Origin of the sequence: Streptomyces sp. NPDC050315 (assembly GCF_040655775.1) — a bacterium.
Classification (GTDB): Bacteria; Actinomycetota; Actinomycetes; order Streptomycetales; family Streptomycetaceae; genus Streptomyces.
Genome location: NZ_JBFAKN010000004.1, coordinates 191,011 through 214,779, shown reverse-complemented (window position 1 = coordinate 214,779; position 23,769 = coordinate 191,011). Strand labels below are relative to the sequence as shown.

Annotated in this window: 19 protein-coding genes; 11 read left to right on the top strand and 8 right to left on the bottom strand. The window is 71.2% G+C overall.

From position 1 onward, the window contains the following. Nucleotides 1–42: 42 nt before the first annotated feature. The 4 genes from AB0I82_RS16265 to AB0I82_RS16250 all read right to left on the bottom strand — a co-directional run bounded on the left by AB0I82_RS16265 (nt 43) and on the right by AB0I82_RS16250 (nt 4,917). Complete coding sequence (locus AB0I82_RS16265) at nt 43–1,719, bottom strand: allantoin permease (RefSeq protein ID WP_363257902.1); 1,677 nt, start codon at nt 1,717–1,719, stop codon at nt 43–45. Between the two features lie 157 nt (nt 1,720–1,876). Beyond that, on the bottom strand, nt 1,877–2,536 hold the full coding sequence (locus tag AB0I82_RS16260) for a DUF1326 domain-containing protein (protein ID WP_363257901.1): 660 nt from the start codon (nt 2,534–2,536) through the stop codon (nt 1,877–1,879). A gap of 145 nt (nt 2,537–2,681) precedes the next feature. Then, nucleotides 2,682–3,494 carry a DUF2182 domain-containing protein gene (locus tag AB0I82_RS16255; protein ID WP_363257900.1) on the bottom strand — a complete coding sequence of 271 codons (813 nt, stop codon included), beginning with the start codon at nt 3,492–3,494 and terminating at the stop codon, nt 2,682–2,684. A gap of 112 nt (nt 3,495–3,606) precedes the next feature. Next, complete coding sequence (locus AB0I82_RS16250; RefSeq protein WP_363257899.1) at nt 3,607–4,917, bottom strand: helix-turn-helix domain-containing protein; 1,311 nt, start codon at nt 4,915–4,917, stop codon at nt 3,607–3,609. A 202-nt stretch (nt 4,918–5,119) separates the two neighbouring features. Here AB0I82_RS16250 and AB0I82_RS16245 point away from each other — a divergent pair, with 202 nt between their 5' ends. Both AB0I82_RS16245 and pruA read left to right on the top strand, forming a co-directional pair. Further along, nucleotides 5,120–6,046 carry a proline dehydrogenase family protein gene (locus AB0I82_RS16245; RefSeq protein WP_363257898.1) on the top strand — a complete coding sequence of 309 codons (927 nt, stop codon included), beginning with the start codon at nt 5,120–5,122 and terminating at the stop codon, nt 6,044–6,046. 68 nt (nt 6,047–6,114) lie between these two features. Continuing rightward, nucleotides 6,115–7,746 (top strand): L-glutamate gamma-semialdehyde dehydrogenase, encoded by a 1,632-nt coding sequence (gene pruA / locus AB0I82_RS16240; protein WP_363257897.1) that lies wholly within the window; start codon nt 6,115–6,117, stop codon nt 7,744–7,746. A gap of 68 nt (nt 7,747–7,814) precedes the next feature. Here the strand turns inward: pruA and AB0I82_RS16235 are convergent, their stop codons facing one another. After that, nucleotides 7,815–7,952, bottom strand: a complete 138-nt coding sequence (locus AB0I82_RS16235; protein WP_363257896.1) for a hypothetical protein — start codon at nt 7,950–7,952, stop codon at nt 7,815–7,817. A 298-nt stretch (nt 7,953–8,250) separates the two neighbouring features. Here AB0I82_RS16235 and AB0I82_RS16230 point away from each other — a divergent pair, with 298 nt between their 5' ends. Beyond that, nucleotides 8,251–9,291: an NAD(P)-dependent alcohol dehydrogenase gene (locus tag AB0I82_RS16230; protein WP_363258386.1), complete on the top strand. Its 1,041-nt coding sequence runs from the start codon at nt 8,251–8,253 to the stop codon at nt 9,289–9,291. A gap of 12 nt (nt 9,292–9,303) precedes the next feature. Here the strand turns inward: AB0I82_RS16230 and AB0I82_RS16225 are convergent, their stop codons facing one another. Next, nucleotides 9,304–10,917 carry a fibronectin type III domain-containing protein gene (locus tag AB0I82_RS16225; protein WP_363257895.1) on the bottom strand — a complete coding sequence of 538 codons (1,614 nt, stop codon included), beginning with the start codon at nt 10,915–10,917 and terminating at the stop codon, nt 9,304–9,306. 127 nt (nt 10,918–11,044) lie between these two features. On the opposite strand from AB0I82_RS16225, the gene AB0I82_RS16220 reads away from it, so the two are divergent. Both AB0I82_RS16220 and AB0I82_RS16215 read left to right on the top strand, forming a co-directional pair. After that, entirely contained in the window at nt 11,045–12,085 is a 1,041-nt protein-coding gene (locus AB0I82_RS16220; protein ID WP_363257894.1) for a 3-isopropylmalate dehydrogenase, read from the top strand. 283 nt (nt 12,086–12,368) lie between these two features. After that, entirely contained in the window at nt 12,369–13,475 is a 1,107-nt protein-coding gene (locus tag AB0I82_RS16215) for a branched-chain amino acid aminotransferase (protein ID WP_363257893.1), read from the top strand. A gap of 83 nt (nt 13,476–13,558) precedes the next feature. Here AB0I82_RS16215 and AB0I82_RS16210 read toward each other — a convergent pair whose 3' ends face one another. Beyond that, on the bottom strand, nt 13,559–14,989 hold the full coding sequence (locus AB0I82_RS16210; RefSeq protein WP_363257892.1) for a cytosine permease: 1,431 nt from the start codon (nt 14,987–14,989) through the stop codon (nt 13,559–13,561). Between the two features lie 219 nt (nt 14,990–15,208). Between AB0I82_RS16210 and ureA the strand changes: the two genes are divergently transcribed. The 6 genes from ureA (at nt 15,209) to cimA (ending at nt 22,824) form a co-directional block, all read left to right on the top strand. Continuing rightward, entirely contained in the window at nt 15,209–15,910 is a 702-nt protein-coding gene (gene ureA, locus AB0I82_RS16205) for an urease subunit gamma (protein ID WP_363257891.1), read from the top strand. Beyond that, on the top strand, nt 15,907–17,610 hold the full coding sequence (locus AB0I82_RS16200; RefSeq protein WP_363257890.1) for an urease subunit alpha: 1,704 nt from the start codon (nt 15,907–15,909) through the stop codon (nt 17,608–17,610). The genes ureA and AB0I82_RS16200 overlap by 4 nt, the downstream gene beginning before the upstream one ends. 159 nt (nt 17,611–17,769) lie before the next feature. Then, the gene (locus tag AB0I82_RS16195) at nt 17,770–18,834 is read left to right on the top strand and encodes an agmatine deiminase family protein (protein WP_363257889.1); all 1,065 of its coding nucleotides are present in this window, start codon (nt 17,770–17,772) and stop codon (nt 18,832–18,834) included. 35 nt (nt 18,835–18,869) lie between these two features. Further along, nucleotides 18,870–19,499: a TetR/AcrR family transcriptional regulator gene (locus tag AB0I82_RS16190; protein ID WP_363257888.1), complete on the top strand. Its 630-nt coding sequence runs from the start codon at nt 18,870–18,872 to the stop codon at nt 19,497–19,499. A gap of 74 nt (nt 19,500–19,573) precedes the next feature. Beyond that, complete coding sequence (locus AB0I82_RS16185) at nt 19,574–20,893, top strand: MFS transporter (protein ID WP_363257887.1); 1,320 nt, start codon at nt 19,574–19,576, stop codon at nt 20,891–20,893. A 320-nt stretch (nt 20,894–21,213) separates the two neighbouring features. After that, nucleotides 21,214–22,824, top strand: a complete 1,611-nt coding sequence (cimA, locus tag AB0I82_RS16180) for a citramalate synthase (protein ID WP_363257886.1) — start codon at nt 21,214–21,216, stop codon at nt 22,822–22,824. 230 nt (nt 22,825–23,054) lie between these two features. Here the strand turns inward: cimA and AB0I82_RS16175 are convergent, their stop codons facing one another. Next, entirely contained in the window at nt 23,055–23,672 is a 618-nt protein-coding gene (locus AB0I82_RS16175) for a YceI family protein (protein ID WP_363257885.1), read from the bottom strand. Between the last annotated feature and the right edge of the window lie 97 nt (nt 23,673–23,769).

Sequence of the window (23,769 nt, the reverse complement as noted above, 5' to 3'; positions counted from 1 at the left end):
TTCAGCACGGGCAGGCGTCGCCTTTCTCCGTACGGGGCCGGGTCAGCCCGCGGGCGCCGCGGGCAGCACATGCGCGCCGGTGCGGTCGGTGCTCAGGCACAGCGAGCAGACCACCGCATCGTGGGCCGGGCAGGCGGCCACGTCGGGGCGCTCGAATTCCTGCCGGCAGACGTGGCAGGTGTATGTGCGCGCGCTCGGATTGCCGTCCGTGTCCAGCAGGGGTTCGGCGATCCCGTCGGCGGTCCGCCGCAGGTAGTACCGGCCCTTGGTGACCACCGCCATCAGCGGGGTGAGGACGAAGGCGAGGACGGCCGCGGCGACCGGGGAGTACGGCTGCAGGGTGTCGCCGAGCGCGTGGAAGTACATCGCGATCGACAGGCCGGAGGCGGCGGTGAAGGCCACCACGCCGACGGGGTTGACCGCGTACAGCATGCCCCGGCGGAATTCGGGCGCGTGCGGGGAGAGCTTCAGCAGGTACTTGTTGACCATGATGTCGGTGGCGACCGTGACGATCCAGGCGATGGCGCAGTTCGAGTAGAAGCCCAGCACGGCGTTGAGGAAGCTGAACATGTCGGCCTCCATCAGGGCCAGCGCGATGCCGAGGTTGGCCAGCACGAAGACCATCCGGCCGGGGTAGCGCTTGGTGACCCGGGTGAAGGAGTTCGTCCAGGCCAGCGAGCCGGAGTAGGCATTGGTCACATTGATCTTGATCTGGCTGATCACGACGAGGACCACGGCGAGGGGCAGGACGAGCCAGGGCGGCAGCATCGCGTCGAAGGCGCCCTTGAACTGCTGGATCGGCTCGGCGGCGGCCGCCGGGGCGACCTCGGCGAGCGCGTAGACCGCGAGGAAGATGCCGGCGGCCTGCTTCAGCGCGCCCAGCACCACCCAGCCGGGGCCCGCCATGATCACGGCGGTCCACCAACTGCGCCGGTTCTCCCGGGTCTTCGGCGGCATGAACCGCAGATAGTCGATCTGCTCGCCGATCTGCGCGATCAGCGACAGACACACGCCCGCGCCGAGCAGTACGGAGGCGGTGTTCAGCCCGCCGTCGCCGCCCGTGCCCGGGTACGCCAGGAAGTGCCGCACGGTACCGGGGTCGGTGGCGACCAGATAGGCCAGCGGGCCGACCATCAGCAGCAGCCAGACGGGCGTCGTCCACACCTGGAGTTTGCTGAGCGCCTTCATGCCGTACACGACCAGCGGGATCACCAGGAGCGTGGAGACCAGGTAGCCCAGCCACAGCGGCAGGCCGAGGCCGAGCTTCAGCCCCTGCGCCATGATCGAGCCCTCGGTGGCGAAGAAGATGAACGTGAAGCTGGCGAAGATGACGCTGGTGAGGACCGAGCCGTAGTAGCCGAAGCCGGAGCCGCGGGTGATCAGGTCCAGATCGATGTTGTAGCGCGCCCCGTAGTACGCGAGCGGGAAGCCGGTCACGAAGATGACGGCGGCCGCGAGCACGATCGCGGCCAGCGCGTTCCCGGTGCCGTGCGCGAGGCCGATGCCCGCGCCGATGGAGAAATCGGCGAGGTAGGCGATGCCGCCCAGCGCGGTGGTGGCCACGACCATCGGCGTCCAGCGCCGGTAACTCCGGGGCGCGTAGCGGAGGGTGTAGTCCTCCAGCGTCTCGTCGGCGGCTTTCGCCCCGGACGGCGCGGCCGGCGGGGCCTGTGCCGGGCCCTGCTCGGTGTCCTGCTGCGGGTACAGGCCAGTGTCCATGACGGGACCCTAGGAAGGCCGTGTTACCCGCTGATACGTGCAATATGAAGCCGATGTTTCCGGTGCGGCGCCCGGCCCGGCCGGGGCGCCGCAGCCGCTGTGCAGCCGTTACGTCACGCTGCCCCGGCGCGCGCCGCGCCCCGACGATGTTCCGCTGTCAGCCCGGGCCCCCGCTCCAGTCGAAGGGGAAGTACTTGCTCGACTTCCCGGAGCGGTCCCAGGAGAAGCCGTACGCGTCGGCGCGGTCGGTGGTGGCCCGTCCCCAGGTGGCGACCTGGCCCGGTCCGACCTCGGAGCCCGGCGCGTTGTGCACCTGTACCCGTGCCCCTTCCGGGGTGGTCGGCCCGGTCAGCGCCTCCGCGCTCGCGGTGACCCGCCCGGGGATCTCCGCGCGCCATGTGGCCAGGTCCTCGTCGACCTCGATCCGGATGGGAGCGAACTCCATGCCCCGCATCTCGGGGCCGAACATCTCGCCGAACTCCGCGGGCCAGCCGCCCGCCTCGCCGCCGAAGATGCTCTGGAGGGCGGTGCGCTGCCGGTCGTCGGCGCGCTCGTCGAAGAAGACCGCGGCGTACGCGTCGGTGTGCTCGCGGGCCCAGGCGTTGCCGACGAAGGAGCCGAGCATCAGCACGTTGAGATCGTCGAGCCGTACGTCGCCGAAGTTGCCTTCCCGGATGTGCCAGGCCAGCACTCCTTCGCAGTCACCGTAAGTGGGGGGCTGAGCGAAGGTGCAGGGGCAGGGGATGGCGCACTTGCAAACATCGAACCAGTCGCCGGCCAGATGCCAGCGCGTGTCGGTAGTGACCTGTTCTGTCATAGCGATTCCCTCCCCGTCGAGCCGAGGGAAGCTCGCGTGGAGTGGCATGACCGCGTCCCGAGCCGCTCCCGGGATCGCAAACGGCCTGCACCTTCCATCGTGCGCCTCGTCGGCCCGGGAAGCGAGCGGCTGCATCGTCGAGCGGCTACATCGTCATCGGGGACTCGGGCATCTCCAGGCCGGGCAGCAGCCCGTCATGGAAGGGCGCGAGTACGGCCAGTATCAGGAAGGCGATGCCGACCGCCCAGGTGAGCCACGGGCCCCACCGCCACAGCTTCTCCAGGAAGATCACCGCCGCCAGCCCGGCCATGGCCGCCACGTTCATCACGCCGAGCGGGATGAGGACGATCATCAGGCCCCAGCAGCACCCCACGCAGTAGAGCCCGTGGTGCGCGCCCACGCGCAGATCCCGGACCCACGGCCGGAAGTGCGCGTACCGGACCAGGTGCGCCAGGGGGTTCCGGCAGTGGAGCAGGCACACGCGTTTCAGCGGCCCGAACTGAGTCAGCCCCGCGAGCAGGAAGACGGCGGCGCCCAGCCAGCGACCCGCGTCGGGATGGCTGTCCACCAGCCTCCCGGTCGCCGCCAGTGCTCCGTAGGCGAGCAGGCCGAATGCCGCCCAGGAGAGCAGGTAGCCCGCGGCGAACTGGGCGATGCGCGCGGCGCGGGTGGCGCCGGCCGACTGCCGGCCGATCGCCCGCGCCCAGGCGATGGCCACCGGGGCCACCGAGGGGAACATCATCGCCACCATCATGATCAGCCACAGCAGCAGGAAGAGCGGCAGCGCCAATCCCATCGTTCCCGGTTCCATGTCCATGTCGCGGGACTGGGCCACGGTGAGCACCCATGCCAGGCCGGCGAGCAGGGCCATGAGGAGCCACGCGGCAGCCAGATCGCGCCGCGGCAGGAGGCTGCCGGACTGTGCCGGTGCGGGGGCCACGATGCGGCTGTGCAGCATGGCGCTCCTCCTTCCAGGAGCCCTGTTCCTGCCCTGCCCTGTCCTTCCAGCAGAACACAGAAGCGGGCGCGGAGAAATCGGGCGGTGGGGCGGTACGGGGAGTGGCCACTCCCTACAGCCGCGCCGACTTCAGTGCCATGTGCAGCAGCAGCCGGTCGGTGCCCTCGTCCAGGTCCAGGCCGGTGAGCTTTTCGACCCGGCCGAGGCGGTAGTAGAGCGTCTGGCGGTGGATGCCGAGGGCCTGGGCCGTGCGGCTCGCCTGGCCCGCGCAGTCCAGGAACGCCTCGGCGGTGCGCGCCAGTTCGGCGTGGGCGGGGGAGAGCAGCGGGCGAATCGTTTCATCGGACCGGTCGGACGGGAGGCCGGTCAGCAGGCGGTACGCGCCGATGGCGTCCCACTGCGCGACCGGGCCCAACTGCGGTTCGGCGCGCGCCGCTCGGGCCGCGGCCAGCGCCTCCCGCCAGGCGCCGGGCAGCTCGGTCAGCTCCTCGCGCGCCGCTCCGATGCCTGCGGCGGCGCCGCTCCCGGCGCGCGGGGAGCGCAGCAGGTGCTCGGCGGCGGAGTGCGCGGGCGCGAGCCCCCCGGCCGTCCGCAGGCGCACGAGCGCCGCGAGGGTGTGCCCGGGTGCCCCGGGCCGCGCCCCTGTGCCGGGTGCCCCGGACCGCGACCCGGCGCCGGACGCCCCGGACCGCGACCCCGCGCCGGGCGGCCCGCCGGGGCGCTCGCCCGCGCCCGTGGCCCCGCCCGCGCCCGCTGCCGTACCCAGCGGCATCGCGCTCGCCGCCAGCAGCCCCGGCAGCCCCGGCAGCGGCGCCGCGTCGGTGTCGGAGGTGTCCCACGGCGCCACGGCGACCAGCGCGAGCGGCGCCTCGGTCGCACCCGGCCGCAGCGCACCCCGCAGGGTCTCCGCCGCGGCCTGCCGCTCCGACGCCCCGCTCAGCAGCAACTCCCGTAGCAGATCGCCCAGTTCGGCACCCGCCCGGGCCTCGGCCGCGAGCAGTGCGCCGATCCGCGCGGCGGTCTCCATGGCCTGCTCGATGCGCGGATCGGGCGGCGTGCCCCGCCCGCCCAGCTCCAGATTGCTGAGGTGCCCGTCGTCCAGCAGCCAGACGTACCCGTGCACGATGCCCCGATGGCGTACGGGCAGACAGATGCGGCCCTTGAAGACCCCGGCCGCCGGGTCCGGCGGAATGCGCAGCGCGGACTTGGCGCGGGCGATGCCGAACCCCTCGAACCAGGCGCGGACCGCCGCCGTGGACCGGCGCTGCAGGATCGACCGGGTCCGTACGGGGTCCATCATCGAGTCGTCGTCGCCCTCGTGCGCGCCGAACGCGATCAGCCGGAAGTCCCGGTCCTCCAGCGTCGCGGGCGCGCCGAGCGCCGCCGAGATCTCGTCCACCAGCTGCTCGTAGTCCCCTGGCATGCGCCGTTTGGCTCCTCTCCGGTCACCTCTGCGTCAGACGTCACGGCACATTCTCATACATCTGTCTGAGATGCCGGACACGAAGGCGTGACAGCTGTCGATGGCTACCGACGTACCGTGAAACTTACGTTTCTGGTGGCTCGACCTGCCGGCGCGCCCCGCACGCTCGGCATCTGTCATCCGTGAACCGTGGAGGTGTCCCGTGCTGGGTCCCGTGATCCTCGCCGCTGCGCGCAGCGACAAAATGCGCCGTCTCGTATCGGCCGCGCCGGTCACCCGCTCCGTCGTCGACCGCTTCATCGCGGGCGAGACCCTGGGCGACACCGTCCCCGCCGTCCGCTCCCTGGCCGACGCCGGCCTGGAGGTCACCCTGGACGTGCTGGGCGAGGACATCACCGACCCCGCGCAGGCGCTCCGCAACCGCGACGCCTACCTGGAGCTGGTCGAAGGCCTCAAGCCGCTCGGCCTCGGCACCCGTGCCGAGATGTCGGTCAAGCTCTCCGCCTTCGGGCAGGCCCTGCCCGGCGGCCACGAGCTGGCCCTGAAGAACGTCACCCCGGTCGTCGAGGCCGCCGCCGCGATCGGCACGACGGTCACCCTGGACATGGAGGACCACACCACCGTGGACTCCACCCTCGCCATCCTCCGCGAGCTGCGCGAACGCTTCCCGGGGACCGGCGCCGTCCTGCAGTCCTACCTCTTCCGTACCGAGGACGACTGCCGCGCGCTGTCCGGGGAAGGATCGCGAGTGAGGCTGGTGAAGGGCGCGTACAAGGAGCCCGCCACCGTCGCCTACCAGGACAAGGCCGAGGTGGACAAGGCGTACGTCCGCTGTCTGAAGATCCTGATGGAGGGCGAGGGCTACCCGATGGTCGGGTCGCACGACCCGCGCATGGTCGCCATCGCCCAGGACCTCGCCTTCCGCGCCGGCCGCAAGAACGAGGACTACGAGTTCCAGATGCTCTACGGCATCCGGGACGACGAGCACCGCCGGCTCGCCGCCGAGGGCCACCGCATGCGCGTCTACATCGCCTACGGCACCGACTGGTACGGCTACTTCATGCGCCGGCTCGCCGAGCGCCCGGCGAACCTGGCGTTCTTCGCCCGCTCGCTGCTCACCCGCAGCTGAGCCCGGGGGCCGGGCCCGGCCCCGTACATACTCCGCACCCGCACCCGACAGAAGGAGACACGGCCGCCATGGACGCTGTGACCCACGTCCCCGCCCCGTACAACGAGCCGGTGCACGGCTACGCCCCCGGCTCCCCGGAGCGCGCCCGCCTGGAGGCGAAGCTCAAGGAGCTCGCCGAGAACCCCATCGACCTCCCGATGACCATCAACGGTCAGAAGCGGATGGGCGGCGGCGAGCGCTTCGAGGTCGTCCAGCCGCACAACCACAAGGCCGTGCTGGGTACCTACGCCAACGCCACCAAGGACGACGCGCAGGAGGCCATCGACGCCGCCCTGGCCGCGGCCCCGGCCTGGCGCGCGATGTCCTTCGACGACCGTGCCGCGATCCTGCTCAAGGCCGCCGACCTGCTGGCCGGCCCCTGGCGCGAGACCATCGCCGCCTCGACCATGCTGGGCCAGTCCAAGACCGCCCAGCAGGCCGAGATCGACGCGCCCTGTGAGCTGGTGGACTTCTGGCGCTTCAACGTGCACTTCGCCCGCGAGCTGCTCACCGAGCAGCCGCTGAAGCAGCCCAACGGCGTGTGGAACCGGCTGGACCACCGCCCGCTGGAGGGCTTCGTCTACGCGATCACGCCGTTCAACTTCACCGCGATCGCCGGCAACCTGCCCACAGCGCCCGCCCTGATGGGCAACGTGGTGGTCTGGAAGCCGTCCCCCACCCAGACCCACTCCGCCGTCCTGCTCATGCAGCTGCTGGAGGAGGCCGGGCTGCCCAAGGGCGTCATCAACCTGGTCACCGGCGACGGCAAGGACGTCTCCGAGGTCGCCCTGCCGCACCCGGAGCTGGCCGGCGTGCACTTCACCGGCTCCACCAAGACCTTCCAGTACCTGTGGAAGGAGGTCGGCCAGAACATCGAGAAGTACCGCTCCTACCCGCGGCTGGTCGGCGAGACCGGCGGCAAGGACTTCATCGTCGCCCACCCCACCGCCGACCCGGCGATCCTGAAGACCGCCATCACCCGCGGCGCCTTCGAGTACCAGGGCCAGAAGTGTTCCGCCGCCTCGCGTGCCTACATCGCCCGCTCCACCTGGGAGAACGGCTTCAAGGACGAGCTGGCCGCCGAGGTCGACTCGCTGGCCATGGGCGACGTCACGGACCTGTCCAACTTCATCGGCGCCGTCATCGACGACCGGTCCTTCGCCAAGAGCAAGGCCGCCATCGACGCCGCCAAGGCCGACCCGGCCTGCGAGATCATCGCCGGCGGCAGCTACGACGACTCGGTGGGCTACTTCGTCCGCCCCACCGTCATCGCCTGCTCCGACCCGGAGAACGACGTCTTCAAGACCGAGTACTTCGGCCCGATCATCGCCGTCCACGTCTACGAGGACGCCGACTTCGACGCCACCGTCGACCAGATGGAGTCCGCCTCGGCCTACGCGCTGACCGGCGCCGTCCTCGCCCAGGACCGCCAGGTCATCGCCGAGGTCTCGCAGAAGCTGCGGTTCGCGGCCGGCAACTTCTACATCAACGACCGCCCGACCGGCTCCATCGTCGGCCAGCAGCCCTTCGGCGGCGGCCGCGCCTCGGGCACCAACGACAAGGCGGGCTCGAAGTTCAACCTGCTGCGCTGGATGTCGCCGCGCGCCATCAAGGAGACGATGGTCGCCCCGACGGACTACCGCTACCCGCACATGGGCTGAGGTCCTGCAGCGAACCGCCCCCGGCCTTCGGGCCGGGGGCGGTTTTCACGTTTCAGTGCCCGGTCGCGTCAGTGCCCGGTCGCGCCGCCGTTGTCGCGGCGGTCCAGGGCGCGCTGCAGAGCGGCGGCGGCGTTCCTGCGGTCGGTCTCGCCGGACGTACGCATGCGGTGACGGGTCCTGCGGGCAGGGGCAGCGGTTTCGGCCATGTCCACGTCTCTCCTTAGATCGTCAGATCGATCCCCGAGATGCCAAGAAGGCGGAATGCGACGCCGGAGCGGGCGGGGCCAGGTCGCGCCAGGGGTCGCCTGTGGGTGCGCGCCGGCCGGAGCCGCCTTCGCTGGGTGGAGCGAGACGTTCGGCTTCTACAAAAGTAGGACAGTAGAGCCGTGATGTCTGCACAATTACTTGGGCTTCCTACTATCTGAGACGACGATCACTCCGGCAGGCGCCCGGGCTCGTTTCCCACCATCCTGAAGTGCGAGGAGGCCAGTCATGAGGACCACGATGAAGGCCGTGCAGTACCGGACGGTCGGCGCCGCACCCGAGGTCGTCGAGGTGCCGGTGCCCGAGCCGGGGCCGGGCCAGGTGCTGCTGAAGGTCACCGCCGCCGGCGTGTGCCACTCCGACATCGCGGTCATGGAAATGCCGGCCCAGGCGCTGCCCTTCCCGCTGCCGCTCACCCTCGGCCACGAAGGCGCGGGCACGGTCGCCGCGCTCGGCGAGGGCGTCACCGCCTTCACCGTGGGCGACGCCGTCGCCGTCTACGGCCCGTGGGGCTGCGGCGCCTGCGCCAAGTGCGCCGAGGGCAAGGAGAATTACTGTCTGCGCGCCCCCGAGCTCGGCATCCGCCCGCCGGGGCTCGGCGAGCCCGGGGCCCTCGCCGAGTACCTCCTGGTCGACGACGCCCGCCACCTCGTACCGCTCGGCGGCCTCGACCCCGTCCGGGCCGTGCCGCTGACCGACGCGGGCCTCACCCCGTACCACGCGATCAAGCGCTCGCTGCCCAAGCTGGTCCCCGGCTCCACCGCCGTCGTCATCGGCGCGGGCGGCCTCGGCCACGTCGCCATCCAGCTGCTGCGCGCGCTCAGCCCGGCCCGCGTCATCGCCCTCGACCTGAGCGAGGCGAAGCTGACGCTGGCCCGCGAGGTCGGCGCGCACGAGACGGTGCTCTCCGACGCGGCCGCCGCCGCGCGGGTCCGCGAGCTGACCGGCGGTCTCGGCGCCCAGCTGGTCCTGGACTTCGTCGGCGCGGCGCCCACCGTCACCACGGCGGGCGCGATGGCCGCGGTCGAGGCGGATGTGACGATCGTCGGCCTCGGCGGCGGCGCGCTGCCGGTCGGCTTCGGCACGTCGGCGTACGAGGTGTCGGTGTCCTCGCCGTACTGGGGCAGCCGCGGCGAGCTGGCCGAGGTCCTCGACCTGGCGCGGGCCGGGGCGCTGTCGGTGCACGTCGAGACGTACGGCATCGACGACGCGCCGGCGGCCTACGAGCGGCTGCACGCGGGGAAGATCAACGGCCGGGCCGTGATCCTCCCCAACGGGTGACCCGGGAGGCCGTCAGCGGGACGCGGGCTTCGTGCGCCCCACGTCGAAGTGGTCGATGCGCTCGCCGGTCTCCGCGAGCGCGGTCACCTTCATCCGCGGCCGGTGACCGGTCTCCACCTCCACCGCGAGGAACGAGAAACCGGTGTAGCGCACCCGCGACCACTCCACCTTCTCGGTGTTCTTCCCGCCGCCCTTGCTCCAGTGGTACGTGTCGACCTCGTCCAGGTCCTTCACATGCCCCTCGTAGCTGTCCGGCACGGGGAACTTGTACAGCTCCTTGCCCGCGCCGCCCGCCGTGACGTACACGATGCCCTCGCGCGCGGAGTCCACGCTGCCGCCGACCGGCACCTTGCGGGAGACGTCGGTGCCCTTGATGGCGTCGGTGCGCTCGTAGATGTGGTTGTGGCCGTTGATCACCAGGTCCACGCCGTGCTTCTCGAAGAGCGGCAGCCAGGCGTCGCGGACGCCGCCGTCCGAGGCGTGCGAGACGGTCGTGGAGAACGCGCAGTGGTGGAAGAAGACCACGATGAAGTCGATGGACTTGTCCGCGCGCAGCTCGCCGAGGCGGCGGTCCAGCCACTTGGTCTGCCGGCCGTTGGTGTATCCGGTGTTGGCGGTGATCTCGTACGAGACGTCGTTGGCGTCCAGGGCGACGACGCCGACATTGCCGTAGGCGAAGGAGTACACGCCGGGGGCATTCTTCGCGTCCGGGCCGTTGTCCGGCAGGGACCAGCGGGCGTTCTGGCCGCCGTACCCGTTCGGCGAGTACCACGCCTCCATGTCGTGGTTGCCGGTCGTCACCATCCACGGCACGGACTTGGCGACCGTCTCGGTCTGCGCGAGGAACTGGTCCCAGACCCGCGCGTCGTAGGTGTCCTCCTCCGAGCCCTGGCCGTCCGGGTCGGCGTAGCAGATGTCGCCCGCGTGCAGGTGGAAGGAGGGGTTCTGGCCCAGGATCAGCTGGTCGTTGGCGAGCGCGTGATAGCTGACGCCCTGGTCGCCGAAGGCGGTGAAGGTGAACTTCTCGGGCCGGGCCGGCGCGGTGCGGAAGGTGCCGACGGTGGAGAAGTGCCGCGCGTCGGCCGGGTCGAAGCCGTCGTGGCCGACGCCGTAGTAGTACGTCGTGCCGGGCTTGAGGCCGTCCAGCGCGGCGTGCAGGTAGTACTGGTCGACGGCCGGCAGCTTCTTCGTGAGCGCGGGAGTGTGCAGGTCCCGCACCTCCGCCTCGATCTTGCGGCCGAGGTCCCAGGGCTTCAGGCCCACCCGCAGATACGGCCGCTTCACCGCGAACGGCACCTGCCAGGACACCCGCATCTGCGTCTTCGGGTCGGCGCCGAACTGCAGGTGCCGGCCGAAAGGCGCCACCATCGAGCCGTCCACCGCGGCCGTGGCGGGCGCGCCGAGCAGCGTGGTGGAGCGCGGCGCCGCGCACGCCGTGGTGGAGCCGAGCAGTCCGCTGCCCGCGACGATTCCCGCACCGGCGGCCGAGGTGCGCAGCAGCCCGCGCCGGGACAGCTTGGTGCGCAGGTACTCGTGCTGCTCGGCCATGGACATACGGGCGGCGAGCCGCTCGGGGATGCCGAAGCGGGGGATGTCGGGGGTGGCGGGGGTCTCACGTGAAGCCATGCCGGAAACGTGCCATCACCCGGAAACCGGATGGCATATACAGGGTTAACTGCGGTTGGCCGAACCTTCACAGTCCGCATGCCGGACACCGGGTGTCAGCCCCTGGGACGAAGAGTAGGGTCCAGGCATGTCTCGCAGCATTCGCCTCGCAGTGATCCCCGGTGACGGTATCGGCCAGGAAGTCGTGGCCCAGGGCCTCAAGGTCCTGACCTCCGTCCTCCCGCAGGACGTGAAGCTGGAAACCAAGGAGTACGACCTGGGTGCCAAGCGATGGCACGCCACCGGCGAGACGCTGCCGGACGCCGAGATGGAGTCGCTCAAGCAGCACGACGCCATCCTGCTCGGCGCCATCGGCGACCCGTCCGTGCCCTCCGGCGTCCTGGAGCGCGGCCTGCTGCTGAAGCTCCGCTTCGCCTTCGACCACTTCGTCAACCTGCGTCCGTCGAAGCTCTTCCCGAACACCAGCACCCCGCTGGCCGGCCGCCCCGACATCGACTTCATCGTCGTCCGCGAGGGCACCGAGGGCCCGTACACCGGCAACGGCGGCAGCCTGCGCACCGGTACGCCCCACGAGGTCGCCACCGAGGTGAGCCTGAACACGGCGTACGGCGTCGAGCGGGTCGTCCGGGACGCGTACGCGCGTGCCCAGGCCCGCCCGCGCAAGAAGCTGACGCTGGTCCACAAGAACAACGTCCTGGTCCACGCCGGCCACATGTGGAAGAACATCTTCGACAAGGTGGGCGAGGAGTACCCCGACGTCACCACCGACTACCTGCACGTCGACGCCGCGACGATCTTCTTCGTCACGCAGCCGGAGCGCTTCGACGTCATCGTCACCGACAACCTCTTCGGTGACATCCTCACCGACCTCGCCGCGGCCGTCACCGGCGGCATCGGCCTGGCCGCCTCCGGCAACATCAACCCCTCGGGCGCCTTCCCGTCCATGTTCGAGCCCGTCCACGGCTCGGCCCCGGACATCGCCGGCACCGGCAAGGCCGACCCGACCGCGACGATCCTCTCCGTCGCGCTCCTCCTGCGGCACCTGGGCTACGAGGCCGAGGCCGCCCGCATCGAGGAGGCCGTCGCCGCGGACCTGGAGGCCCGCGACGGCACCGCCCGCACCACGGACGAGATCGGCGACGCGCTCGCCGCGGTAGTAGCGGGCTGACGCCGCTGCTCCGACGACACGGCAGCCGATAACGGCTGTTAACGCCAGTAGCCCAGCGGCGGTATGTACCCCACGTACCCGGCCGCTGGGCTACTCGTCGGTTGGGTGCGACCATCGACCCCAGGCCGCGCACGCGCAGTACGCCACCTCCTTCCTCTCCGCGGTCCCACCCGGGGGATAATCGGACGTGGGGCACGCACCAGGGGAAGCTCGGACGTCCATGTACCGACGGACGCCGTGCGTGCGCAGCCGCCACAACCTCACCGGTGAAGGACACGCACTCATGACGACGCCCACGATCGAGCTCAAGCCCTCCTCGCACCCGCTGCCCGCCGCGGAGCGGGAGAAGATCCTGGCCGGCCCCGGCTTCGGCCGGCACTTCACCGACCACATGGTGACGATCAAGTGGACGGAGGGCCGCGGCTGGCACGACGCACAGCTCGTTCCGTACGCGCCGCTCTCGATCGACCCGGCGAACATGACGCTGCACTACGCGCAGACGATCTTCGAGGGCCTGAAGGCGTACCGCCAGGCCGACGGCTCCGTGGCGACCTTCCGCCCCGAGGCCAACGCCGAGCGCTTCCAGCGCTCCGCGCGCCGCCTGGGCATGCCCGAGCTGCCCGTCGAGACCTTCATCGCGGCCTGCGACGCGCTGGTCCGGCAGGACCGCGACTGGGTGCCCGCGCACGGCGGCGAGGAGTCGCTCTACCTGCGCCCGTTCATGTTCGCCTCCGAGGTCGGCCTCGGCGTGAAGCCCGCCAATGAGTACCTCTTCCTCGTGATCGCCTCGCCCGCCGGTGCCTACTTCCCCGGCGGCGTGAAGCCCGTCTCCATCTGGCTCTCCGAGGACCGGGTGCGCGCCGTCCCCGGTGGCATGGGCGACGCCAAGACCGGCGGCAACTACGCCGCGTCCCTGCTCGCCCAGGCCGAGGCCGCCGAGAAGGGCTGCGACCAGGTCGCCTACCTCGACGCGGTCGAGCACAAGTGGGTCGAGGAGCTCGGCGGCATGAACCTGTACTTCGTGTACGGGGCTGAGTCCAATGAGAAGCCGAAGATCGTCACCCCGACGCTGACCGGCTCGCTGCTCGCCGGCATCACCCGTGACTCCCTCCTCACCGTCGCCCGCGACCTGGGCTACGAGGCGGAGGAGGCACGCGTCTCCATCGACCAGTGGCAGGCCGACACCGAGAACGGCACCCTCACCGAGGTCTTCGCCTGCGGCACCGCCGCGGTCATCACGCCCGTCGGCACGGTCAAGCGCAAGGGCGCCGAGTGGACCCAGAGCGGCGGCGAGCCCGGCGAGGTCACCATGAAGCTCCGCGAGGCGCTGCTCGACATCCAGCGCGGCACGGCGCAGGACAGCCACGGCTGGATGCACCCCCTGGGCTGATCCCGCCCCCGCACCACCGGCAACGGGCCGCCCCGGACGCATACGTACTCGCGTCCGGGGCGGCCCGTTGTCCGTGGCGCGTCCTACGACACCTCCACCGGTGCCTCCTCCACCGGGGCCACCGGCGCGGGCGCCGTCGCCGGACGCCGCGTCAGCACCATGTACAGCGCGGCCGTGACCAGCGCCGACAGCAGGAAGGACAGGTCGATGCCGCCGGTGTACGCGACGAGCGGCCCGGTGTAGAGGGGCGTGTCCACCGCGGCCAGGCCGACCAGCGAGCCGGCCGCCCAGGTCACCGTCGCGGGCACGTTCCAGCCCGCCGTGTACCAGTAACGGCCGCCCCGCGCGCGGCGGTTGTAGACCTGCAGCGCCTCGGAGTCGTAGACCCCGCGGCAGCGGACGAAGCCGATGACGGTGAGTACCGCCCAGGGCGTGCCGACCGCGGTGAGCAGCAGGACGAAGGCGGTCATCGCGTCCTGCGCGTCCCAGGCGAAGTGGCCGAGGTAGACGAAGAACGTGGCGATCGCGGCGACCACGTACGTGGCCTGCGTACGGGTGGCCTTCGGCAGGATCGCGTCCAGGTCCAGGCCCATGGAGTACAGCATCAGGCCCGCGTTGCCGATCGAGCCCGCCGAGGCGGCGAGGAAGAGCGGGACGAGGAACCAGAAGGGCGCGCCCGCGACGAGCGGCCCGGCGTAGTCGGCGGCCGCGTTCACCGCGAGCGCCGTGAAGGTGCCGAAGAGCTGGGGGACCAGCAGCCCCGCGACCAGGCCGAGGCAGGTGGCGAGGAAGACCTTGCGGGAGTTGTGGCGGCGCGGGGAGATGTACCGCGTGTAGTCGCCGAGCAGGGTGATGAAGGCGATCGGGCCGCTCAGGCCGGCCGAGACGACCGCGAGCAGCCAGGTGGGCCAGAAGGCGCCGAGCAGGTACTCGCTGCCCTGCGGCGCCGCGGTGGTGAAGTCCGGTGCGTACGCGAACAGTCCGATGACGAGGATCGCGCTCATGCCGAGCGCGAGGACGCGGGAGAGGCGGAGCAGGAGCTTGTAGCCGTAGACCGCGCCGGCCGCGGTGCAGACCGCGAGCAGCGCGTAGACGGCGGCGTAGCTCGCGCCGCCGTCGGGCAGGCCGATGAGCCGGGCGAGGGTGCCGACGACCGCGTCGCCGCCGACCCAGAGGGTGAGCGCGGTGTACCCGAGCGAGAGCAGCAGCCCGATCACCGAGCCGATGAGCCGGCCGCGCACGCCGAAGTGCGCGCCGCTGCTGGTGGAGAGGTTGGTGCCGGTCCGCAGGGAGACCAGCGCGAGCGGCGCGGTGAGCAGCGTGCCGATCAGGGTCCCCACGGTGAGGGAGGTGACCGACGGCCAGAAGCCCAGTCCGAAGGAGACCGGCAGCCAGCCGAAGATCACCACACCGAGGGCGAGGTTCGAGCCGAGCAGGATGGAGACGAGGTCGCGGGGGCGGCTGGTGCGCTCCTCGTCAGGAATCGTGTCGACTCCGCGTTGTTCGATCGGCATGAGAGGACTCCTCTGAGAGGCCGTACGAGTGCATGGGGCGAGATGCGAGCGGGGGTGCTCGCCGGGACGGGGCCGTGCCGGCGCCGCTGCGGGGGGTGACGTTCCGCTTTATTGAGCGGCGCTCAATGTGACCCATGCCCCTGTCCTCGGTCAACCCTTTCCGGCAAGACACTTCCATGGTTAGAGTGGCGCTCTAAATCGATCAGGAGGTGTGGTGGCATGCGGCTGACCCCGACCGAGCGCGACCGGCTGCTGCTGTTCGGCGCCGCCGAACTGGCGAGAGCGCGCAGGGCACGCGGCCTGAAGCTGAACGTGCCCGAGGCGACCGCGCTGGTCGCGGACACGGTCTGCGAGGTCGCCAGGGACGGCGGCCGGCTGGCCGACGCCATCGCGGCGGCCCGCAAGGTCCTCGGCCCGGACGACGTGCTGCCCGGCGTCGCCGACGTGGTGACCGAGGTGCACGTCGAGGCGGTCTTCGACGACGGCTCCCGGCTCGCCGTGGTCAGCGACCCGATCGGCGGGGGCTCGCAGGGCGACGCCGCACCCGGCGCGGTACTCCCGGGACCGGCCGATGAGGCCCCGGCGCCCGCGCTGACCGTCCGCGTCCGCAACACCGCGACCGTCCCGGTCAGCGTCACCTCCCACTTCCACTTCTTCGAGGCCAACCCCCGGCTCGACTTCGACCGCGCCGCCGCCTACGGCATGCGGCTGAACGTCCCGGCCGGCTCCTCCCAGCGGTTCGACCCGGGCGGCGAGGAGGAGGTCGGCCTCGTGCCGATCGGCGGCGAGCGGATCGCGATCGGCTTCGCGGGCCTGGTGGACGGCCCGCTGGACGCGCCGGGCGCGAAGGAAGAAGCGCTGCGGCGGGCCGCCGCCTGCGGCTACCTGGGGGCGAGCAACGACGAGGAGGAGCGGGCATGACCATCGATCCGCAGGAGTACGCGTCCGTGCACGGCCCGCGCGCCGGCGACCGGGTCGTCCTGGGCGACACCGGCCTCGTCGTACGCGTCGAGTCCGACGCCCAGAAGCCCGGCGACGAATTCCTCGCCGGCTTCGGCAAGACCGCCCGCGACGGACTCCACCTCAAGGCCGCCGCCGTCCGCGAGACCTGTGACGTCGTCATCAGCAACGTGCTGGTCATCGACGCCGTACAGGGCATCCGCAAGGTCTCCATCGGCATCCGCGAGGGCCGCATCAGCGGCATCGGACGGGCCGGTAACCCCGACACCATGGACGGCGTCGACGTCGTCGTCGGCACCGGCACCTCGATCGTCTCGGGCGAGGGCCTCATAGCCACCGCGGGCGCGGTGGACACCCACGTCCACCTGCTCTCGCCGCGCATCATGGAGGCGTCCCTCGCCTCCGGCGTCACCACGATCATCGGCCAGGAGTTCGGCCCGGTCTGGGGCGTCGGCGTCAACTCGCCGTGGGCCCTGCGGCACGCCTTCAACTCCTTCGACGCCTGGCCCGTCAACATCGGCTTCCTCGGCCGCGGCTCGTCCTCCGACCCGGCCCCGCTTGTCGAGGCGCTCGCCGAGGGCGGCGCCTCCGGCTTCAAGGTCCACGAGGACATGGGCGCGCACACCCGCGCCCTGGACACCGCGCTGCGCGTCGCCGAGGAGCACGACGTCCAGGTCGCCCTGCACAGCGACGGCCTGAACGAGTGCCTGTCGGTGGAGGACACCCTCTCCGTTCTCGACGGCCGGACGATCCACGCCTTCCACATCGAGGGCTGCGGCGGCGGACACGTACCGAACGTCCTGAAGATGGCCGGTGTGGAGAACGTCATCGGCTCCTCCACCAACCCCACCCTGCCCTTCGGGCGGGACGCGGTCGCCGAGCACTACGGGATGATCGTCTCCGTCCACGACCTGAAGACCGACCTGCCCGGCGACGCGGCGATGGCCCGCGACCGGATCCGCGCCGGGACGATGGGCGCGGAGGACGTACTCCACGACCTCGGCGCGATCGGCATCACCTCCTCCGACGCGCAGGGCATGGGCCGGGCCGGCGAGACCGTACGCCGTACCTTCGCCATGGCCGGGAAGATGAAGGCCGAGCTCGGCCCCATGGAGGGCGACGGCCCGCACGACGACAACGCGCGCGTGCTCCGCTACATGGCCAAGCTGACCATCAACCCCGCCATCGCACACGGCCTTTCGCACGAGATCGGCTCGCTCGAAGTCGGCAAGATGGCCGACATCTCGCTGTGGCAGCCGCGCTACTTCGGCGCCAAGCCGCAGATGGTGCTGAAGTCCGGCTTCCCCGCGTGGGGCGTCACCGGCGACCCCAACGCCGCCACCGACACCTGCGAACCGCTCGTCATGGGCCCGCTGTTCGGCGGGCACGGCGCCACCGCCGCGGACCTGTCCGTCGCGTTCGTCTCCGGCGCCGCGGTCGCCGCCGGCTCGCCCGGCAAGGCCTTCGACTCGCTGCCCACCCGCCGCCGGCGCGTCGCCGTCCGCGGCACCCGCGGCATCGGCCCGCGCGACCTGCTGCTGAACGACCGCGTCGGCAGCGTGCAGGTCGACGGCGACAGCGGCCTGGTCACGCTGGACGGCGCACCGATGCGCTCCGACCCGGCCGAGTACGTGTCGCTCTCGCGGCTGTACTTCCTCTGAGCCGCGGCTGCGGTTCGTACCTCCGAGCCGCAGCTCCCCCCCCTACTCCGCCCGGGGCCACGTCCCTGCCTCGGGCGGATCCGGCGCTGCCACCCCTCACCAGGTGGCAGCGCCGGCCTCGCCCCCTTCCCACCTGTCCCACCTGCAAGGACGCAGCCCATGACGACGCTTCCCCTGCCCTCCGCCGGGCCGGCCCCGGCCGCCGACGGCTACGCGATGCCCCCCGAGTGGGCGCCGCACGAGCGCACCTGGATGGCCTGGCCCGGCGCCAACTTCACCTTCGGCGAGGAGGGCGGCAGCACGCTCTCCGAGGCACGCGTCGCCTGGGCCCGGGTCGCCCGCGCCATCCGCCGCTTCGAGCCGGTCACCGTCGTCGCGGGCCCCGGCCAGACCGCCGCCGCGCGCGGCCTGCTCGGCCCGGACATCGACATCGTCGAGCGCGAGCTGGACGACGCCTGGATGCGCGACATCGGCCCCACCTTCCTCACCGGAAACGGCCAACTGGCCGCCACCGACTGGGTGTTCAACGGCTGGGGCGCCCAGGAGTGGGCGAGCTGGAAGCACGACGCGAAGATCGCCGGAGAGGTCGCGGGCCTCGCGGGCGCCCGCCGCTACCCCACCCCCCTCGTCAACGAGGGCGGCGGCCTCCACATCGACGGCGAGGGCACCGTCCTCCTCACCGAGACCGTCCAGCTCGACCCCGGCCGCAACCCCGGCCGCACCCGCGAAGAGGTCGAGGCCGAGATCCACGCCTTCCTCGGCACCACCAAGGCCATCTGGCTGCCGCGCGGACTGACCGCCGACTACGGCCAGTTCGGCACCCGCGGCCACGTCGACATCGTCGCCGCCTTCGCCCGCCCCGGTACCGTCGTCGTGCACACCCAGCCCGATCCGGCCCACCCCGACCACGCGGTCTGCGCCGAGATCGTCAAGGTCCTGAGCGAGGCCACCGACGCCAAGGGCCGCAAGCTGGAGATCGTCGAGGTCCCCGCGCCCACCGTCATCGAGGAGGACGGCGAGTTCGTCGACTACTCCTACATCAACCACTACCTCTGCAACGACGGCGTCGTCCTCTGCAGCTTCGACGACCCGCGCGACGAGCACGCCGCCGGCATCTTCCGCCGGCTCTTCCCCGACCGTACGGTCACCCTCGTCGACGCCCGTACGATCTTCGCTGCGGGTGGCGGCATCCACTGCATCACCCAGCAGCAGCCCAAGGTCTGATCAGCGGCCCTGATCAGCCGGTCCAGGAGGTCCCCGTGCCCGGTCCCGTGCGCCGTCCCCGGCGGCGGCTCAGCCAGCCGCGCGAGCAGGTGCTCGCCGCGGCCATGACCACCATCGCGGCGGAGGGCCTGGACCGGCTGACCATGGCGGGCCTCGGCCGCGAGGTCGGCATGAGCAGCGGCCACATCCTGTACTACTTCGGCACCAAGGACGAGCTGCTGCTCCAGACCCTCCAGTGGAGCGAGGAACAGCTCGGCGCGGAACGCCGCGCCGAGCTGGCCCGCCGCGTCCCCGCCCGCGCCCGCATCGACGCCCTGGTCGACCTCTACCTCCCCGAAGGCCACCGCGACCCGCGCTGGACCCTCTGGCTGGAGGTCTGGAACCGCTCCCAGAACGCCGACGACCCCACCCGCGAACGCCAGCTCGACCTGGAACTCGCCTGGCACCGCGACCTCGTCGCGCTCCTCGTCGAAGGCGCCTCCAAGGGCGAACTGCGACCCGTCGACGCCGAGCGCTTCGCCGTCCGCACCCGCGCCCTGCTCGACGGCTTCGGCACCCACCTCGTCGTCGGCCTCCCCGGCCTCTCCCGCGACGATGTGCTCGGCCACGTACGCGACTTCCTCGACGAGGCGCTGACCCCGCCGGACGCAGCGCCGGGAACGTAACGTACAGAACGTCGCCTGATCGTTGCCTGGTGCACCTTGCCGTGCCGCCCCCGGGTCCGGCACCGTTCTCGGCTATGGGACGAGAGCAATGGAAGAAGATCTGGGTCGGCTCGGCCGGCAACATGGTCGAATGGTTCGACTGGTTCGTGTACGCCAGCTTCGCCGTCTACTTCGCGGACTCCTTCTTCCCCAAGGGCAATGAGACCGCCAACCTCATGAACACCATGGGCGTCTTCGCGGTCGGCTTCTTCATGCGGCCCGTCGGCGGCTGGCTGCTCGGCCGGGTCGGCGACCGCAAGGGCCGCAAGGCCGCCCTGACGCTCACCGTCACCCTGATGTCCGCCTCCGCCGTCCTCATCGCCGTCGCCCCCACCTACGCGGTCGCCGGCTACGGCGGCGTCGCCGTCCTCCTCATCGCCCGCATGCTGCAGGGCCTCTCCGTCGGCGGCGAGTACGCGGCCAGCGCCACCTACCTCACCGAAGCCTCCGCACCCGGCCGCCGCGGCTTCGCCTCCAGCTTCCAGTACGTCTCGATGACCGCGGGCCAGCTCCTCGGCCTCGGCCTGCAGATCATCCTGCAGCGCACCATGTCCGAGGACGCGCTGCACAGCTGGGCCTGGCGCATCCCCTTCATCATCGGCGCGCTCGGCGCCGGCATCGTCTTCTACCTGCGCCGCAACATGCTGGAGACCGAGGTCTACGCCGCGGACGACAGCGCCAACGCCGACCCGCAGCGCGGCACCCTCAAGGCCCTCTGGGCCCACAAGCGCGAGGCGTTCCTCGTCATCGCGCTCACCATGGGCGGCACCGTCGCGTACTACACGTACACGACCTACCTCACCAAGTACCTCTCCGGCAGCGCGGGCATGGACAAGCCGACCGCCTCCCTGGTCAGCTTCTGCGCCCTCTTCGTCTTCATGTGCATCCAGCCGCTGGCCGGCCGGCTGTCCGACCGGATCGGCCGCCGCCCGCTGCTGATCACCTTCGCGATCGGCTCGACCTTCCTCACCGTGCCGATCATGACGCTGCTCCGGCACGCCGGCTCCTTCTGGCCGGCCCTCGGCCTGGCCCTCCTGGCCCTCGTCGTCGTCACCGGCTACACCTCGATCAACGCCTGCGTGAAGGCCGAGCTCTTCCCGACCGGCATCCGGGCCCTCGGCGTCGCCCTGCCGTACGCCATCGCCAACGCCCTCTTCGGTGGCACCGCCGAGTACGTCGCACTGTGGTTCAAGAGCGGCGGCAACGAGTCCGGCTACTACTGGTACGTCGCCGGCTGCGCCGCCGTCTCCCTCGTCGTCTACCTGACGATGCGCGAGACCCGGACGATCGACCTGCACCGCGTCGCCAAGGGCAAGGACGCGGACCGGGCGGTTTCCAGCCCGTCCGGCGTGTAAGGACACGCCCGAAAGGGCGGGCCGTTCGCATTCTGAGACGGCCCGCCCAACGGGGATGATTCGTGCAAGACTGCCCGCATGCTCTCGTTCGCCATGATTATTGGCAGCAGGCGCGCCGGTCCGCAGTGACCGCCCCGTACGAAACCGAGTACGGCGCGGCACCGTCGTCCCAGACCCGCGCGCAGACCTCTCGCACCCGCGAGGGGTTTTTTCGTTTCCCGGCCCACCCGTCACCGGGAACGGAAGCGCGAGGGATCATAGGGGGACGGTGGCACCGGTCATTCCGGTAGACCGAAGAACCCGACAGGAGCCAGATCAGCATGACGGACACCTCCGACGCCTCACTGTCCGACGATTTCCATGTGTTCGACACGACGCTGCGCGACGGAGCGCAGCGCGAGGGCATCAACCTCACCGTGGCGGACAAGCTGACGATCGCGCGCCACCTGGACGACTTCGGCGTGGGCTTCATCGAAGGCGGCTGGCCCGGCGCCAACCCCCGGGACACCGAGTTCTTCCAGCGGGTGCAGGAAGAGGTGCCCTTCCGGCATGCGCAGCTGGTGGCGTTCGGCGCCACCCGCAAGGCGGGCGTGCGGGTGGAGGACGACGCACAGGTCGCCGCGCTGCTGGACTCCAAGGCCCCGGTGATCACGCTGGTCGCCAAGTCCCACGTGCGGCACGTGGAGCTGGCCCTGCGCACCACCCTCGACGAGAACCTGGCGATGATCCGCGACACCGTCGCCCACCTGCGCGAGCAGGGCCGCCGGGTCTTCCTGGACTGCGAGCACTTCTTCGACGGCTACGCGCTGGACGCCGACTACGCGAAGAAGGTCGTCCGCACCGCGCACGAGGCCGGCGCGGACGTCGTGGTCCTCTGCGACACCAACGGCGGCATGCTCCCCGCCCAGGTCACCGCGGTGGTACGGACGGTACTGGCGGACACCGGCGCGCGGCTGGGCATCCACGCCCAGGACGACACCGGCTGCGCGGTGGCCAACACCCTCGCCGCCGTCGACGCGGGCGCGACCCACGTGCAGTGCACCGCCAACGGCTACGGCGAGCGGGTGGGCAACTCCAACCTCTTCCCGGTGGTCGCCGCGCTGGAGCTGAAGTACGGCCGCAAGGTGCTGCCCGAGGGCAAGCTCGCCGAGACCACCCGGATCTCGCACGCCATCGCCGAGGTCGTCAACCTCACGCCCTCCACCCACCAGCCGTACGTCGGCGTCTCCGCCTTCGCCCACAAGGCCGGCCTGCACGCCTCGGCGATCAAGGTCGACCCGGACCTGTACCAGCACATCGACCCCGAGCTGGTCGGCAACACCATGCGGATGCTGGTCTCCGACATGGCGGGCCGCGCCTCCATCGAGCTCAAGGGCAAGGAGCTGGGCATAGAGCTCGGCGAGGACCGCGAGCTGGTCGCCCGGGTCGTCGAGCGCGTCAAGGAGCGCGAGCTGGCGGGCTACACGTACGAGGCCGCCGACGCCTCCTTCGAACTCCTGCTCCGCGAAGAGGTCCAGGGCAAGCCGCTGCGGTACTTCACCGTCGAATCCTGGCGCGCGATCGTCGAGGACCGCCCCGACGGCACGCACGCCAACGAGGCGACCGTGAAGCTGTGGGCCAAGGGCGAGCGGCTGGTGGCCACGGCGGAAGGAAACGGCCCGGTCAACGCCCTGGACCGGGCCCTTCGTGTCGCCCTGGAGCAGATCTACCCGCAGCTGGCGGAGCTGGAGCTGGTGGACTACAAGGTCCGCATCCTGGAGGGCGCGCTCGGCACGGGCTCGATCACCCGCGTCCTCGTCTCCACGAGCGACGGCCGCGGCGAGTGGTCCACGGTCGGCGTCGCGGAGAACGTCATCGCCGCGTCCTGGCAGGCCCTGGACGACGCGTACGCGTACGGGCTGATGCGCGCGGGGGTCACGCCGGAGGACTGACCGTACGTGCTGTGGCCCCGGCCGGTTCGTGTGAACCGGCCGGGGCCGCGACTGTATCGGGGTTATCCACAGGGGGCCGCGGGGATTTGGTGGCGGCGGTACCTTCGCGTTATGCGCGGTGGAGGTGGGGGAGGGGCCTTGCTGCGGGGGGGGAGGGGGCGGAGCCCCCGGAGCCCCATCCCTGGTTGGGGAGAGGGAGGGGCCCTGCCAGGGAACGGCGGGCAGGCCGGTCAGGCCCCCTTCACCGCCGAAATGTCGAAGTTCAGCTTCACCTTGTCGCTGACCATCACGCCGCCCGTCTCCAGCGCCGCGTTCCAGGTCAGACCCCACTCCGAGCGCAGGATCTCGGCGCTGCCCTCGAAGCCGACGCGCTGCGCGCCGTAGACGTCGGTGGCCGCGCCGTTGAACTCCAGGTCGATGGCGAGCGGCTTGGTGACGTCCTTGATCGTGAGGTTGCCGGTGACGCGGTACGTCTCGGCGCCGACCTGCTCGACACCGACGGACCGGAAGGTCATCAGCGGGAACTGCTCGGCGTCGAAGAAGTCGGCGCTCTTCAGGTGGCCGTCGCGGTCCGCGATGCCGGTGTCGATGCTGTCGATCTTGACGTCGATGTTCGCGGTCGAGGCGGCCGGGTCGGAGCCGTCCAGCTTCAGTACGCCCTCGTGCTCGGCGAAGGAGCCGCGGACGTTGGTGACCATGGCGTGCCGCACCGTGAAGCCGATGCTGCTGTGCGCCGGGTCGATGGTGTAGTCGCCGGTCAGGGCGGCCAGCGCCGGGTCCGCCGCGAGGGTCGCGGTGGCGGCGGGGGCAGCGGTCTCGGCGGTGCGCTTGCGGTTGAACAGAGCCATGGCTCCTCCTCGGGGGACGGGTCGGGGAGACCTCGGGGTGGCGAAAGGTTGTTTAACCTTCAACGAGAACGACCGTAGCGCGTTCTGGTTCAACATT

What these genes read in the sequence shown, in the direction of transcription:
- AB0I82_RS16265 (WP_363257902.1), bottom strand. Translation starts at nt 1,719, where the DNA reads ATGGACACTGGCCTGTACCCGCAGCAGGACACCGAGCAGGGCCCGGCA.
- AB0I82_RS16225 (WP_363257895.1), bottom strand. Translation starts at nt 10,917, where the DNA reads ATGGCTTCACGTGAGACCCCCGCCACCCCCGACATCCCCCGCTTCGGC.
- AB0I82_RS16230 (WP_363258386.1), top strand. Translation starts at nt 8,251, where the DNA reads ATGAAGGCCGTGCAGTACCGGACGGTCGGCGCCGCACCCGAGGTCGTC.
- AB0I82_RS16255 (WP_363257900.1), bottom strand. Translation starts at nt 3,494, where the DNA reads ATGCTGCACAGCCGCATCGTGGCCCCCGCACCGGCACAGTCCGGCAGC.
- AB0I82_RS16215 (WP_363257893.1), top strand. Translation starts at nt 12,369, where the DNA reads ATGACGACGCCCACGATCGAGCTCAAGCCCTCCTCGCACCCGCTGCCC.
- AB0I82_RS16260 (WP_363257901.1), bottom strand. Translation starts at nt 2,536, where the DNA reads ATGACAGAACAGGTCACTACCGACACGCGCTGGCATCTGGCCGGCGAC.
- AB0I82_RS16220 (WP_363257894.1), top strand. Translation starts at nt 11,045, where the DNA reads ATGTCTCGCAGCATTCGCCTCGCAGTGATCCCCGGTGACGGTATCGGC.
- AB0I82_RS16250 (WP_363257899.1), bottom strand. Translation starts at nt 4,917, where the DNA reads ATGCCAGGGGACTACGAGCAGCTGGTGGACGAGATCTCGGCGGCGCTC.
- AB0I82_RS16200 (WP_363257890.1), top strand. Translation starts at nt 15,907, where the DNA reads ATGACCATCGATCCGCAGGAGTACGCGTCCGTGCACGGCCCGCGCGCC.
- AB0I82_RS16235 (WP_363257896.1), bottom strand. Translation starts at nt 7,952, where the DNA reads ATGGCCGAAACCGCTGCCCCTGCCCGCAGGACCCGTCACCGCATGCGT.
- AB0I82_RS16195 (WP_363257889.1), top strand. Translation starts at nt 17,770, where the DNA reads ATGACGACGCTTCCCCTGCCCTCCGCCGGGCCGGCCCCGGCCGCCGAC.
- AB0I82_RS16210 (WP_363257892.1), bottom strand. Translation starts at nt 14,989, where the DNA reads ATGCCGATCGAACAACGCGGAGTCGACACGATTCCTGACGAGGAGCGC.
- cimA (WP_363257886.1), top strand. Translation starts at nt 21,214, where the DNA reads ATGACGGACACCTCCGACGCCTCACTGTCCGACGATTTCCATGTGTTC.
- AB0I82_RS16185 (WP_363257887.1), top strand. Translation starts at nt 19,574, where the DNA reads ATGGGACGAGAGCAATGGAAGAAGATCTGGGTCGGCTCGGCCGGCAAC.
- AB0I82_RS16175 (WP_363257885.1), bottom strand. Translation starts at nt 23,672, where the DNA reads ATGGCTCTGTTCAACCGCAAGCGCACCGCCGAGACCGCTGCCCCCGCC.
- pruA (WP_363257897.1), top strand. Translation starts at nt 6,115, where the DNA reads ATGGACGCTGTGACCCACGTCCCCGCCCCGTACAACGAGCCGGTGCAC.
- ureA (WP_363257891.1), top strand. Translation starts at nt 15,209, where the DNA reads ATGCGGCTGACCCCGACCGAGCGCGACCGGCTGCTGCTGTTCGGCGCC.